We start from the raw sequence: 12,654 nt of genomic DNA, 5'->3' as shown, positions 1-12,654 counted from the left end.
ATGCGATTTTCGATACGCCCGCGATACACGCGATCCCCGGCATCGAGGAACCGGCGCAAGCCGGCAGTGAGACGGTCCTGGTCCCGCCGCTGGTGATCGCGCCGGCCCGGCCACGGCGGGTGCTGGACGACTCGTCCGTGAACATCGCACTGCACGGGCGCACCGGTTACGGGACAACCTTCAGTCACCGCCACCTCCACCGCCACCGTCGCCGTCGCCGGTGGACTGGTTCAGGCCCCGGCTCCGGTTCTTCCCGGAGCTGCGCAGCAGTTCCCCCGCGGCGAGCGTCGCGGCTGCCACGACACGGGCCCAGCGGGGTCCACCGCGCTCCGCCCACACCACACACGCGCACCCGCCGACGACGAGCGCCAAGATGCCGAGCAGCACCAGAGCAATCATGTTCCCCACCCCTGCATTCGTTCCCACGGTCCCGGCGATCGTCTCAGACCGGAAAGAGTGGAACAGCGGCCGACACGAAGGGCGCCGCCCCCGCCCCCGTACGGCGATTCACACGTACGGGTGGCGGGGTCGGCGCCCTCGGAAAGATGCGGGGACGACCGGCCGGAGTCCGGGACCGGGGTCAGGCCTTGACGCCGGCCTTGGTGTCGTCGGCCTTGATCCTGATGTTGGAGCTGGTCGTGTCCTTCTTCTTGTGCGACTTGTCGAGGACCATCACCAGCCCGGCGATGACCAGGAAGAGCACGATCGGGGCCGCGACGTACAGTCCCAGCGTCTCGATCACGCTCAGGCCCGTGCCGGGGTCGTCGCCGTCGTCGCGGGTGAGCGCGAGCGCGGGGGACGTCATGAGCAGCATCATCAGCGTCGTACCGGCTGCCAGGGCGCCGGCGCGCAGGGCGTTCGTCTTGTCCACGGTGCCAACGTAGCGAACCGCCGTGGGGCCCGCGCGTCCGGGGGTGCGTACGGGATCCCGGTCGCACCGGTTATGTACCGGTGCGACCGGGTTTGCCCTCAGGTCTCGCCCAGGGCGTCCGCGCTGTCCGTACCGTCCGCTCCGCCCGGCCGGTCGATGTGGGTGCGCACCACGTCGAGCAGGGCGCGCAGTCTCGGGGACGTCGTCAGGTCCTCCAGCGAGATCGGGCGGCCCTGCGCGTCGGCGATGGGCAGGCGCCAGTTCGGGTACTGGTCCCAGGTGCCGGGGAGGTTCTGCGGGCGCCGGTCGCCGACGCCGTCGGGGAGCCAGACGCCGATCATCCGGGCGGGGGTGCGCAGCAGGTAGCGGTGGACGGCCTGGATGTGTGCCTCCTCCTCGGTGGGAGCGGCGGCGCCCGGCGTGCTGTGGCCGTGCAGCAGACCGAGCCGGGTCAGCAGGTCCAGCCACTCCGCGGTGTCCGCGACGGCCTCCGCGTGCTCCTCGGCGAAGGGACGGGTGAGCAGGCCGAGACCGTCGCGGAGCTCGACGTGTTCGCCGGTGAGGCGGGACGCGGTGGGCGGCAGGTCGTGGGTGGTGACGGTGGCCAGGCAGTCGGCGCGCCAGGTCTCCGGCGGCAGCGGCCGTCGGTCGCCCTCCCAGTCCCGTTCGAACCAGAGCACCGACGTCCCGTACACCCCGCGTTCGCGCAGCGCCTCGCGTACGCCGGGCTCGACCGTGCCCAGGTCCTCGCCGATCACCACCGCCCCGGCGCGGGAGGCCTCCAGGACGAGGACGGCGAGCATCGCCTCGGCGTCGTAGCGGACGTACGTGCCCTCGGTGGGCGGCTGCCCCTGGGGCACCCACCAGAGCCGGAACAGGCCCATGACGTGGTCGATGCGCAGAGTGCCCGCATACCGGAACAGGGCCTGGAGCAGGGCGCGGAACGGCGCGTAGCCACAGGCGGCGAGCCGGTCGGGGCGCCAGGGCGGCAGGCCCCAGTCCTGGCCGCGGGCGTTGAAGGCGTCCGGGGGCGCTCCGACCGACATGCCGGCGGCGAGGGTGTCCTGCTGTGCCCAGGCGTCGGAGCCACCGGGGTGCACGCCGACCGCGAGGTCGTGGACGATGCCGAGCGGCATCCCGGCCTCGCGCGCGGCCCGCTGGGCGGCGGTGAGCTGGGTGTCGGTGAGCCAGGCCAGCCGGGAGTGGAAGTCGACCCGGGCCGCCAGTTCGCGGCGGGCGCGCGCGGTCCCGGGCGAGCGCGGGTCGCGCAGGGGGGCGGGCCAGGTGTGCCAGTCGGGGCCGTGCACCTCGGTGAGCGCGCACCAGGTGGCGTGGTCCTCCAGGGCCTGGCCCTGTTCGGCGAGGAAGTCGCGGTAGGCGGCGAGGCGGCCGGGGCCGAGCGGTACCTCGTTCACGACTGCTTCGAGTGCGGCCTTCTTGGTCGCCCAGACGGCGTCCCGGTCGATCAGGGCGCCCTTGTCCAGCACCGCCTCGCGCAGTTCCGCGGCCCGCCCGAGCAGGTCCTCCAGCCGGTCCCGTCGCAGGTTCCGCCGCCGGTCGCGGTCGTCCTCGGCCCCCGCGGCGCCCGTGACGCCCGCGCCCTCCATGCCGCCCGCACCCGCGCCCTCCGCGCCGCCCGCGCCCTCCCCCACGTACGCGAACTCCGGCACGTCCTCGATCCGCAGGTGGACCGGGTCGGGGAAACGGCGGGAGGACGGCCGGTAGGGCGAGGGGTCGGTCGGAGTGCCGGGGACGGCCGCGTGCAGCGGGTTGATCTGGACGAATCCGGCGCCGAGGGTGCGGCCGGCCCAGGTGGCGAGTTCACCGAGGTCGGCGAGGTCGCCCATGCCCCAGGAGCGGCGGGAGAGGAGCGAGTAGAGCTGGACGAGGAGCCCGTAGCAGCGGGCCGGGGGCGCGGGCAGCCGGGGCGGGGCGACGATCAGGTGGGCCTCGCCGGTACGGCCGTCGGGCGCGGTGGCGGTCACCCGGTGCACGCCGGGCGGAAGGTTGTCGGCCGAGGCGCGGATCTCGCCCTGCTCGGTGCGGACGAGCAGCCGGGTGCCCTCGGGGAGCGCGGCCAGGGCGGGCGCCATGCCGGCGCCCCAGCCGACCACGGTGGGCGGCAGCAGCCGCTCGGCCCGCTCCCGCTCGCCGGTGGCGAGCGCGTCGCGGACGGCCTCGGGGGTCCCCGCGTCCACGCCGAGGGCGGCCAGGGCGCGGATGACGGCGGTGGCCGAGGCGGCGACCGTACGGTCCGGGGAGGGGGCGTAGGAGGTGGCGACGCCATGGAGGGCGGCGAGCCGGGACAGATCCGCGGAGGGCCCGGAAGTCGGCTCCGGGCCGGAGGGCGGCGTGGAAACCCCGGGCGGCGGCTCGGAAGGGCCGGAGGGTGCCTTGGAAGGGCCGGGTGGCGGCTCGGAAGGGCCGGACCGTGCCCCGGAAGGGCCGGAAGGCGATGCGGAAGTCGGCTCGGGGGGCTGCCCCGAGGACGGCTCGGGGGACGGCTTCGGAGGGCGGGAGGACGACGACTCGGAGGGCGGCTCGGCCGGTCCGGCGCCGGCCATCTAGGGCTCCGGGACGTACTGCGCCGGGAAGGAGTCGAGTCCACTGGCGTCCATGGCCGCGTCGGACTCGCTGGTCAGGGGGGCGGCGTCGGAGAGCGGGGGCTCACTGGTGAGGGGTTCGGCGTCGGGCAGTGGGGGCTCGCTGGTGAGCGGGACTCCCGCGCAGGGGCCCTCCGCGCTGAAGACGCAGGCGTACATGCCTTCGGCTTCGACGCTGTGCGGGCCGTCGAGGTCGGCGGACGGATCCGCCTCGGGTTTGGACATGGGCGGGGACAGAACGAACGCCGGTGCAGCAGCCACTGAGGGCCTCCTCGTCGAAAACAATCGAAAACAATCGAATCAAGTGGGATCAAGCGGATCGGCAGGAAACTTTGCGCACGGATGTGCCTGTCGGCGGGGTTCCTCGCAGCCCCTACCCAGGGGACGCGAAGACAGGCACCTCAATTCGGGGAACATGTTCCTGCTCACATTGTGTTCCCGTTCCCGCATTCCACATGCGGGCAAACCCGCCACAACGGCCACTCTCATTGACACGCCCGAAGCACAATGATGGGCTCCTGCTCTGTCACGGAATGGTTTCTGTCTCCTTGGGAGGGGCCTTGCAGCTGCGGCGTGGGAAGAGGGCGGCCGCCATCGCGTTCGTCGTCGTCGCCGGGACGTTGGGCGCCGTGCCCGTCTCCGCGGCGGCTCCCTCCGTTCCCGGGACGACCACGTCCCCCGTGCCCGACCGGGTCGAGGCGGACCTGGCCGTCTGGCCCCGCCCCCAGTCCCTGCGGGCGAACGGCGCCCCGGTCGCGGTGACCGACGAGGTCGTCCTGAGCACCGACGCGTCGGCCGACCCCCACGCCGTCGAGGCCCTGCGCGCGCTGTTGCGGGAGGCCGGCGCGCGCCGGTTCACCGCCCCCGGCGACAAGGCGCCCGAGGGGGCGCTCGTGGTGCGGATGGGCGCGGACCGACCTATGGGCTCCCCCCAGCCGGACCTCTACGCCCTCCCCTCCGGCGGCTACACCCTGACCGTCGGCAAGGAGACCGTCGCGCTCACCGGCGCGGGCGAGGACGGCCTGTTCCACGCCGTCCAGACGCTGCGTCAGCTCCTGCGCCCCGACGGCACCTTCACGGCCGCCGTCGTACGCGACTGGCCGGGCACCGCTGTGCGCGGGATCACCGAGGGCTTCTACGGAACCCCGTGGACACACCGACAGCGGCTGGAACAGCTGGACTTCATGGGCCGCACCAAGCAGAACCGGTTCCTGTACGCACCCGGCGACGACCTCCACCGGCAGGCCCGCTGGCGCGAGCCGTACCCGGACCGGCAGCGCGCGGAGTTCCGGGAGCTGGCGGAGCGGGCCCGGAGCAACCACGTCACGCTCGGCTGGGCGGTGGCCCCGGGCCAGGCGATGTGCTTCGCCTCCGGCGACGACCTGCGCGCACTGACCCGCAAACTGGACGCGATGTGGGCGCTGGGTTTCCGCACCTTCCAGCTGCAGTTCCAGGACGTCAGCTACAGCGAGTGGCACTGCGGGGAGGACGCGAAGCGTTTCGGTTCCGGCCCCGACGCCGCCGCCCGCGCCCAGGCGCACGTGGCGAACGCGGTGGCCCGCCACCTGGCGGACCGTCATCCCGGTTCCTCTGCCCTCTCGTTGATGCCGACCGAGTACTACGAGGACGGGTCGACCGCGTACCGGCGGGGCCTCTCGCACGCCCTGGACTCCGGGGTGGAGGTGGCGTGGACCGGAGTCGGAGTGGTGCCGAGCACCATCACGGGCGGTGACCTGGCCGAGGCGCGGAGGGTGTTCGCGCGCCCGCTGGTGACCATGGACAACTACCCGGTCAACGACTTCGCCCCCGGCCGGATCTTCCTCGGCCCCTACCAGGGCCGCGAGCCCGCCGTGGCCGCCGGTTCGGCCGCCCTGCTCGCGAACGCGATGGAGCAGCCCGAGGCGTCCCGCATCCCCCTGTTCACGGCCGCCGACTTCGCCTGGAACCCGCGCGACTACCGCCCCCAGGAGTCCTGGCGGGCCGCGATCAAGGACCTCGCGGGCGGCGACCCCGTCCTGGGCGAGGCACTGTCCGCGCTGGCGGGCAACGCCGCGTCCTCGGTCCTCGGCGCCGAGGAGTCGGCGTATCTGCGGCCGCTGCTGAAGGAGTTCTGGCGGACCCGCGCGGACGCCGGCGGCGACGAGGGCCGCGCGGCCGAGAAGCGGCTGCGCGCCGCCTTCACGGTGCTGCGCGAGCTGCCCGGGACCCTGGCCGACAATCCGCGCACCGCCTCGCTCGCCGACGAGGCCGCCCCCTGGACCGGGCAGCTGGCCCGCTACGGCGAGGCCGGCCTCACCGTGCTCGACATGCTGCGCGCGCAGGAGTCCGACGACACGGGCGCCGCCTGGACCGCTTACCGGGAGCTGGCCGAACGGCGGACGCTGCTGAAGCCCGCCCGGGTGACGGTCGGCAAGGGCGTCCTGGACCCGTTCCTGAACCGGGCCCGGGACGCGTACGAGACCTGGGCGGGCATCGGCCGCGAGGCGACCGCCGGCTCCGGCGGCCGGTCGGACGACGGCGTGCTCCAGCTGCCGCGGGTCCGGGACCTGAGCACGGTGACGGTCCTGGCCGAGCCCGGCACCACGGGGACGGTCGAGATCCACGCGCCGGGCGCGGGCTGGCGCCGCCTGGGCGCACTGACCGGGTCCGGCGCCACCGAGCTGCGGGTGGACGGCCCGGCCGGCGCCGTCCGCGTCACCGGCGCGGACGCCTCCCGGGTACGGCACGTCGTGCCGTGGTTCACGGACGAGCCCGGCGTCTCGCTGACGCTGCCGGACGGCCCCGCGGACACCGACATCGGCGGCACCCGGCGGCTGACGGCCACGCTCGGTTCGCTGCTCCCCGAGCAGGTGCGCGGCAAGGTGACCGTCGAGGCGCCGAAGGGCGTGAAGGTACGGGTTCCGAAGGGCGCCCTGACCGTCCCGCGCGGCACGCCCGTAGAGGTGCCCGTCGAGGTGACGGTGGAGCCGGGGACGCCGGTCCGGTCGTACGAGGTGCGGCTCGGCTTCGGCGGGGTGACACAAACGCTGCCGGTCAACGCCGTCCCGCGCACCGCCGGGCCCGACCTGGCCCGCACCGGCACGGCGAGCTCCTCGGCCGACGAGACGCCCGACTTCCCCGCCTCGGCGGCGAACGACGGTAATCCCGAGACACGCTGGTCGTCACCCGTCGAGGACGACGCCTTCTGGCAGGTCGAGCTGGAACGCCCGGTGCGGCTCGGGAAGGTCGCGCTGCACTGGCAGGACGCGCACCCGTCGGCGTACCGCGTCGAGGTCTCGGCGGACGGTCACAACTGGCGTACGGCGGTATCGGTGGCGGACAGCGGCGGCGGTCGGGAGACGCTCCGCATGGACGAACCCGACGTCCGCCACGTCCGCGTCCAGGGCGAGAGGCGCGCCACCGAGTGGGGCTATTCCCTGTGGTCGGTGGAGGCGTACGCGGTCGCGGACTGACAGCCGGGGCGTTGTGTGCCGCACCCCGGCCGGACCTTCGCGTTCCACCGGCTGACGGGGAGCACGCCGGGAGGGTGCTGCTCGGCGGGCCGTGGACAGCGGGCAGTGACGCGCCGCATCAGGCCGAACCGACGCCGTTCGGCCTGATGCACACCGGCTTTCGGGGTCTTCGTTCAGGCGGCGTTGCCGTGCGGAGTGAGGTTGATGTTCAGGTCGGCGTCGAGGGCGCGGGCCAGCCGTCGGAGAAGGGGGATGGTGGGGACGGTGCCACCGCCTTCGATGCGGGAGATCTGAGGTTGCTTCATGCCGCAGCGCTCGGCGAGTTCGGTCTGGGACAGGCCGAGCGCGGTACGCCGGTCGTAGACCATCTGCCCCAGGTCATGGGCCAGTTCGGCCTCTTCGTAGAGGCGGTCGTACTCGGGGTTGTCCTCAGCCGTCTCGCTCAGGAGCTTGCGGTGGCGGCGAGTCTTCCACTCGGCGTGGTTCATCGCAGTTCCTCCTTGATATCGCGGTGGTAGACAGTGTGCTCGCCGGCCGGTTCGTGGCGGGCCTCGCAGGTGGCCTGGGCGGCGTGAGCACGTTCCACCTCCGCCGTCTCACGCATCCTGGTCTTGCGGAACACCGTCAGGAGCACGACGCGGCGGCCGGGCGCGATCCAGTAGGTGACGCGTTGGGCATTGCCGTCGAGGTCGAAGCGCAGTTCGCGGAGCTTGCCGCCGAGATGACGGGTATAGGGCTCGCCGAGCGTGGCGGCGTTCTCGGCGAGCCGGTCGACCTTCTGCTCGGCGGTGATGTACTGACGGGCCGGGATGTTCTCCAGCCAGAGGCGCACCTCGGGCTCGATCTCGACCGTGTACCGCTCACCGTTCATAACTTCGATGATATATGACATGAGTGCTATGGGCCTGTGACGGCGAGCACGACCGGCAGGCCATCCGGCCGGGGTCCGGCCGGACATCGGGACACCGAGAATCCCTTCGGCATCCACTATTCACTCAGTACATGTACTTGGTGCATACTGATCGACATGAGCACCCGCCACGTCCTGCTGGGCCTGCTCGCCTCGGGGCCGAGCCATGGCTACGACCTCAAGCGACGCCACGACGAACAATTCCCCGAGGCCCGCCCCCTGGCCTACGGGCAGGTCTACACGACCCTGCAACGCCTGGTCCGCGACGGCCTCGCCGAGGTCGACGGCACCGAGTCGGACGGCGGTCCGGAGCGGACCGCGTACCGCATGTCGGAAGAAGGCGAGCGTGAACTGGCCCGCTGGGCCGGGGAGATCGCCCCGCCCTTTCCCTTCGTGACGAACGAGATCTTCGCCAAGGTCGTGGTGTCGATCCTGTCCGGCGGCGACCCGGCCGCGTACCTGCGCGCCCAACGCGCCGCCCACATGGGGCGGATGCGAGAACTCACCGCGGTGAAGTCCGCGGCCGGAGCCGGACCGGCGACCGTGCTCTCGGCGGACTACGCCCTCAACCACCTGGATGCCGACCTCCGTTGGATGACCACCACGGCGGCCCGGCTCACCACTCTGACCGCGGAGGTCGACGCAGCATGAGCAACCGGAGCAAGGGCAGCGGCGGGAGCCCCACGGGCGACGGCACCGGCCACGGCAGCGGCGCCGCCCAGCCGTTACTCACGGCACACGGCCTGGTCAAGGCCCACGGAAAGACGCTCGCCCTGTGTGACGCCTCCATCGAGCTGCGCGCCGGGGAGATCCTCGCGGTGACCGGCCCCAGCGGCAGCGGCAAGTCGACGCTGTTGCACTGCCTGGCCGGGATCGTCCGCCCGGACGCCGGCTCGGTGTCGTACGACGGACAGCGGCTGGAGGAGCTGCCGGAGGAGCGGCTGAGCGAACTGCGCCGTACCGACTTCGGGGTGGTGTTCCAGTTCGGGCAGCTCGTTCCGGAGCTGACCGCGCTCGACAACGTGGCGCTGCCGCTGATGCTGGCCGGTACCGGACGGGCGCAGGCGCGGGAACGGGCCGGGGAGTGGCTGGAGCGGTTCGGGGTGCGCGGGCAGGCGGAGTTGCGGCCGGGCGAGATGAGCGGCGGGCAGGCGCAGCGGGCGGCGCTGGCGCGGGCCCTGGTCACCGGCCCGCGGGTGGTCTTCGCCGACGAGCCGACCGGCGCCCTGGACTCGCTGGCCGGCGAGCAGGTGATGACGGCGCTGGTACACACGGCCCGGGAGGCCGGCACGGCGGTGCTGCTGATCACGCACGACACCCAGGTGGCCGCGTACGCCGACCGCGAGGTACAGCTGCACGACGGGACGCTCACACCACTGGAGGTGACCGCGTGAACGCCACCGACTCTCCAGGTACGCACTCCTCCCCCGCCCTGCGCTCCGACCTGCGGCTGGCCTGGCTGCTCACCCACGGTTCGGACCGGCGGGAGTGGTGGCGGGTCGCGCTCACCGCGACCGGCGCGGCGCTGGCCACCGGGTTCGCGCTCGCGGCCGGCGTCCTGCTGTCACTGAGTGGCCGCAGGACCAGCTCGTTTATCGCCGAGGGATTGGTGGACGAGCCGGGTACGCGCGCCGGGGTGATCCTCGGTCTGCTGCTCCTGCTGGTCCCGGTCCTCGGGTTCCTCGGCCAGTGCGCCCGTGTCGGCGCCGTGCACCGGGACCGGCGGCTGGCCGGACTGCGGCTGGCCGGGGCGACACCCTGGCAGGTGCGGCGGATCGCCGCGCTGGAGACCGGTCTTGCCTGCCTGCTCGGCTCGGCGGTCGCGACCGCCGTCTCGGTCCTGTTCCTGCTGGGCCTGGAGTCCCGGCCAAACGCCCTCGCCTGGGTGGTGGTCGCGCTGGTCGCCCTCGCGGTGCCGGTGCTGGGCGCGGCGGTGGGCGCGCTGGCGCTGCGCCGGGTGGTGGCCTCGCCGCTCGGCCGGGTACGCCGGGTGACGGAGATCCGTTCGGCCCGCGGTCCCGGCCGGCTGTTCGCGGGCGGGGCTGCGCTGGTGGCGGCGGTGGGCGTGGTGACCGCGCTGGCGGGCCGCCCACTGGTCGGCCGGGTGAACTGGCAGCTCCCGATAACGATGTTCGCCGCGCTGCTCGCGGTCGGCGCGGGCGCGGTGTGGCTGGCCGGGGCCTCCTCCCGGCTGATGGGGCGGGTCCTCGCGGGCCGGGCCCGGTCGGCGGCGGTACTGATCGCGGCGGAACGGCTGCGCGCCGACCCGTGGGCGGCGGCCCGCACGCATGCGGCCGTGCTGCTGGTGACGGTCGTCGGCACCGGGTTCATGGGAGTGCGCCACGCGTTCCTCGCAATACTGGACCGCGACCGGGAGACCTTGGGCGCCTCCACGTCGTACTACACGACGGGCCTGAACCTGACCGCCGCCGCGATCACGGTGGCGGTACTGATCGCCCTGACCGCCCTCGCCGTCGGCACCGCCGAGTCGCTGGCCATCCGTCGGCGGGGATTGTCCGCGCAGGTCGCCGCCGGTGTGCCGCGCTCGGTGCTGAACCGGGCTCTGCTCCTGGAGACCGCGCTGCCCCTGGCCCCGGCCCTGCTCCTCGCGGGCCTCGGCGGCATGGCGGTCGGCGTCGGCTACGGCACGCTGGCGAACGCGGCGTCCCTGCCCTGGACCGCCCTGCTGGTCCCCCCGACTGCCTACGCGGCCTGTCTCCTGGCCTCGGCCACGGCACTCCCCCTGCTCCGCCGCTCGGCCGACCCGTCCCAACTGCGGTACGCGTGAACCCGGCCGGCCCTGGGGGGACGGGGGTCCACCAGGGCCGGCCGAATCATGGCCGTCACCCCCGGCCCGCAGCCGGGGGTGACGGCCATGGGGCCCGATCACGTTCAACCGACCGACGGCGCCCCGCCGAAACAGCACCTCCGCGCGCCCACGAGCGGTCAGCCCAGCGACGCGGTGAATTCCGCCCAGGTCGCTGCGGCGAGGCAGAGTATCGGGCCGTCGGGATCCTTGGAGTCCCGCACGGCTACGACGTGAGGGGTGCCGAGGGCGACCTCCACGCATTCGCCAGAGGTGTTGCTGTAACTGGACTTCACGAAGTTGAATTCGGGCACCGGTCAGATCTCCTGTCGGATAGCTTCGATGAGCCTGACGGAGTCATGGGGCGCAAGGCTCCGCCGGGCTGTGCGGTCGAAGAGGTTGCTGTACTCGCTGCTCGCCGCCTCGTTCTCCACCCATACGCTGGAGGCGATGGTGTCGGCCTGGACCACGTCCACCGCCTCAGCATCATTGAACGACAGAATGGTGAACGGGCCTGTGATGCACGGGTGTCCTCCCGCGTGGAACGGAAGGACTTGGAGCCGGACGTTCCCGAATTCGGCCACCTCCAGAAGCCGTTCCAGCTGTCGGCGCATCGTTGAGGACCCACCGATCAGCTGTCGCAGCGCCGCCTCCCAGACCACGGCGTACACGTCAAACGAGTGCTCCCCCACCAGACGGTCCTGCCTACGCATCCGGATGTCCACGATCCGCTCGATCTCCGCAGGGTCCTCCCAGGAACCGACCCCTTCGCTGACCGCAAGTGACCGTGCGTACTCGGGTGTCTGGAACAGTCCCGGCACCAGTGAGAGTTGCCAGGTACGTACCCGGCTCGCGGCGTCTTCCATGGCGATGTACTCGGTCAACGCACCCGGGTGTGGTGAGTCCTGCCACCACCCCTTCGCCTTGCGCTTCTCACGGTCCAGCCTGGCGAGTTCCAGCAGCTGGACCACCGCTCTCTGATCCTCCAGGCCATAGAACTCGCACAGGGCACGAATGTCCGGATCCCGCATCGGCACCCAACCGCGTTCCATTTTGACGATCTTGGAGTTGGTGGCGCTGATGACCTCGGCGGCCTGTTGCTGAGTCCTGGCCGCCGCATCCCGCAGACGGAGCAGTTCACCACCAAGCCTACGTCCCAGCACAGTTGACGTCCGGTTACCCAGTTGCGCAGTTCGAGTCACCCCCACATGGTGCCGGAGAGCAACTCGACACGGAGAATCGTGGAGACAATTGTCTCCGATTCAGTTGCACCCAGAGCAGCCAACTCGCTACGTTCGGTGCATGGCCGCTTACTAAGCGGCTCCGTCCTCGGCGGAAGTGCACCGTCCTGCCCTCACGCAGGCGCGGCAGAGCCACCGCCGCTCGCACCAGGAGGCGCACCCCACATGCCCGTACCCGAGCCCTGCGCCGCACCCGATTTCGGGCCCCTACCCGAACCAACCGCCCGCGAGGATCTCCTCAACTACACCCCCACCCAGCGCAGCGTCCCGCTCGCCCGGCGCAGAGTGGCGCGGCTCGTCGCCGAATGGGGACAGCCGGATCTGGCCGGAGACGTCGCCCTCGTCGTGTCGGAGCTGATGACCAACGCCCTGCTGCACGGCAGCGTTCCGGGCCGGCTCGTCCGTGTACGCGTCACCCTCGACCGGAACACTCTGCGAGTGGAAGTGAGCGACCCACGCGGCGAACGGCTACCGAGTCCGCGCCCGACCGGAAGCACCGACGACCAGTACGGACGCGGACTCCTGCTGGTCGACGCACTGTCCACACGGTGGGGCTGGGAGCCCCGGACCGTGGGCAAGACGGTGTATGCCGAGTGGGATGTCCTGGCGTCCCGCCGAGCCCTGCGGCCTCCCACAGGAACGAAAGAGATCACCTGAGCAGGCCCGGCAAAACGGGCCGCCGACCCATCGCACCCGTCGGGGCCCTCTGCGAAAGCGGAGCCCCCGGAGGGCGTACCGCCACCCCGGGGGCCGACGACGACCCCGACAAAC

General features: G+C 72.5%; 13 protein-coding genes and 1 pseudogene. 5 read left to right on the top strand and 9 right to left on the bottom strand.

What is annotated here, in order from left to right:
* Window positions 1-180: 180 nt before the first annotated feature.
* The 4 genes from ACFYQA_RS05935 to ACFYQA_RS05920 all read right to left on the bottom strand — a co-directional run bounded on the left by ACFYQA_RS05935 (window position 181) and on the right by ACFYQA_RS05920 (window position 3,699).
* Window positions 181-399, bottom strand: coding sequence for a hypothetical protein (locus tag ACFYQA_RS05935; protein ID WP_388912112.1), 219 nt, complete (start codon window positions 397-399; stop codon window positions 181-183).
* A 181-nt stretch (window positions 400-580) separates the two neighbouring features.
* Entirely contained in the window at window positions 581-871 is a 291-nt protein-coding gene (locus tag ACFYQA_RS05930; protein ID WP_388912109.1) for a hypothetical protein, read from the bottom strand.
* Window positions 872-969: 98 nt separating this feature from the next.
* Complete coding sequence (malQ, locus tag ACFYQA_RS05925; RefSeq protein ID WP_388912106.1) at window positions 970-3,435, bottom strand: 4-alpha-glucanotransferase; 2,466 nt, start codon at window positions 3,433-3,435, stop codon at window positions 970-972.
* Window positions 3,436-3,699, bottom strand: a complete 264-nt coding sequence (locus tag ACFYQA_RS05920) for a hypothetical protein (protein ID WP_388912392.1) — start codon at window positions 3,697-3,699, stop codon at window positions 3,436-3,438. It abuts the gene before it with no gap.
* A gap of 335 nt (window positions 3,700-4,034) precedes the next feature.
* Between ACFYQA_RS05920 and ACFYQA_RS05915 the strand changes: the two genes are divergently transcribed.
* Window positions 4,035-6,926 carry a beta-N-acetylglucosaminidase domain-containing protein gene (locus tag ACFYQA_RS05915; RefSeq protein ID WP_388912103.1) on the top strand — a complete coding sequence of 964 codons (2,892 nt, stop codon included), beginning with the start codon at window positions 4,035-4,037 and terminating at the stop codon, window positions 6,924-6,926.
* Between the two features lie 173 nt (window positions 6,927-7,099).
* On the opposite strand, the gene ACFYQA_RS05910 is transcribed toward ACFYQA_RS05915, so the two are convergent.
* Both ACFYQA_RS05910 and ACFYQA_RS05905 read right to left on the bottom strand, forming a co-directional pair.
* Window positions 7,100-7,414, bottom strand: coding sequence for a helix-turn-helix domain-containing protein (locus ACFYQA_RS05910; RefSeq protein ID WP_388912100.1), 315 nt, complete (start codon window positions 7,412-7,414; stop codon window positions 7,100-7,102).
* Window positions 7,411-7,797, bottom strand: coding sequence for a type II toxin-antitoxin system RelE/ParE family toxin (locus ACFYQA_RS05905; protein WP_388912097.1), 387 nt, complete (start codon window positions 7,795-7,797; stop codon window positions 7,411-7,413). The genes ACFYQA_RS05910 and ACFYQA_RS05905 overlap by 4 nt, the downstream gene beginning before the upstream one ends.
* A 156-nt stretch (window positions 7,798-7,953) precedes the next feature.
* On the opposite strand from ACFYQA_RS05905, the gene ACFYQA_RS05900 reads away from it, so the two are divergent.
* From ACFYQA_RS05900 to ACFYQA_RS05890, 3 genes are read left to right on the top strand one after another with little or no spacing between them, the layout of a single operon-like run.
* Entirely contained in the window at window positions 7,954-8,487 is a 534-nt protein-coding gene (locus ACFYQA_RS05900) for a PadR family transcriptional regulator (RefSeq protein ID WP_388912094.1), read from the top strand.
* Window positions 8,484-9,230, top strand: a complete 747-nt coding sequence (locus tag ACFYQA_RS05895; protein ID WP_388912091.1) for an ABC transporter ATP-binding protein — start codon at window positions 8,484-8,486, stop codon at window positions 9,228-9,230. The genes ACFYQA_RS05900 and ACFYQA_RS05895 overlap by 4 nt, the downstream gene beginning before the upstream one ends.
* Window positions 9,227-10,624 carry an FtsX-like permease family protein gene (locus ACFYQA_RS05890; protein ID WP_388912088.1) on the top strand — a complete coding sequence of 466 codons (1,398 nt, stop codon included), beginning with the start codon at window positions 9,227-9,229 and terminating at the stop codon, window positions 10,622-10,624. The genes ACFYQA_RS05895 and ACFYQA_RS05890 overlap by 4 nt, the downstream gene beginning before the upstream one ends.
* Window positions 10,625-10,782: 158 nt before the next feature.
* Here the strand turns inward: ACFYQA_RS05890 and ACFYQA_RS05885 are convergent, their stop codons facing one another.
* From ACFYQA_RS05885 to ACFYQA_RS05875, 3 genes and pseudogenes are all read right to left on the bottom strand, one after another.
* On the bottom strand, window positions 10,783-10,956 hold the full coding sequence (locus ACFYQA_RS05885) for a DUF397 domain-containing protein (RefSeq protein WP_388912085.1): 174 nt from the start codon (window positions 10,954-10,956) through the stop codon (window positions 10,783-10,785).
* Window positions 10,957-10,959: 3 nt separating this feature from the next.
* The gene (locus ACFYQA_RS05880; protein ID WP_388912389.1) at window positions 10,960-11,613 is read right to left on the bottom strand and encodes a DUF5753 domain-containing protein; all 654 of its coding nucleotides are present in this window, start codon (window positions 11,611-11,613) and stop codon (window positions 10,960-10,962) included.
* 18 nt (window positions 11,614-11,631) lie between these two features.
* Window positions 11,632-11,805: pseudogene (locus tag ACFYQA_RS05875) on the bottom strand (helix-turn-helix domain-containing protein); the annotation flags it as partial.
* Window positions 11,806-12,048: 243 nt separating this feature from the next.
* Here ACFYQA_RS05875 and ACFYQA_RS05870 point away from each other — a divergent pair.
* Window positions 12,049-12,540 carry an ATP-binding protein gene (locus ACFYQA_RS05870; RefSeq protein WP_388912082.1) on the top strand — a complete coding sequence of 164 codons (492 nt, stop codon included), beginning with the start codon at window positions 12,049-12,051 and terminating at the stop codon, window positions 12,538-12,540.
* Window positions 12,541-12,654 lie beyond the last annotated feature (114 nt).

Origin of the sequence: Streptomyces sp. NPDC005774, assembly GCF_042871645.1 — a bacterium.
Lineage (GTDB): Bacteria > Actinomycetota > Actinomycetes > Streptomycetales > Streptomycetaceae > Streptomyces > Streptomyces pratens.
This window is presented reverse-complemented; position numbering and strand designations above follow the sequence as displayed.

Excerpts from the sequence above, each read along its gene's own strand:
- ACFYQA_RS05935 (WP_388912112.1), bottom strand. The coding sequence starts at position 399 with ATGATTGCTCTGGTGCTGCTCGGCATCTTGGCGCTCGTCGTCGGCGGG.
- malQ (WP_388912106.1), bottom strand. The coding sequence starts at position 3,435 with ATGGCCGGCGCCGGACCGGCCGAGCCGCCCTCCGAGTCGTCGTCCTCC.
- ACFYQA_RS05920 (WP_388912392.1), bottom strand. The coding sequence starts at position 3,699 with ATGTCCAAACCCGAGGCGGATCCGTCCGCCGACCTCGACGGCCCGCAC.
- ACFYQA_RS05910 (WP_388912100.1), bottom strand. The coding sequence starts at position 7,414 with ATGAACCACGCCGAGTGGAAGACTCGCCGCCACCGCAAGCTCCTGAGC.
- ACFYQA_RS05905 (WP_388912097.1), bottom strand. The coding sequence starts at position 7,797 with ATGAACGGTGAGCGGTACACGGTCGAGATCGAGCCCGAGGTGCGCCTC.
- ACFYQA_RS05900 (WP_388912094.1), top strand. The coding sequence starts at position 7,954 with ATGAGCACCCGCCACGTCCTGCTGGGCCTGCTCGCCTCGGGGCCGAGC.
- ACFYQA_RS05895 (WP_388912091.1), top strand. The coding sequence starts at position 8,484 with ATGAGCAACCGGAGCAAGGGCAGCGGCGGGAGCCCCACGGGCGACGGC.
- ACFYQA_RS05870 (WP_388912082.1), top strand. The coding sequence starts at position 12,049 with ATGCCCGTACCCGAGCCCTGCGCCGCACCCGATTTCGGGCCCCTACCC.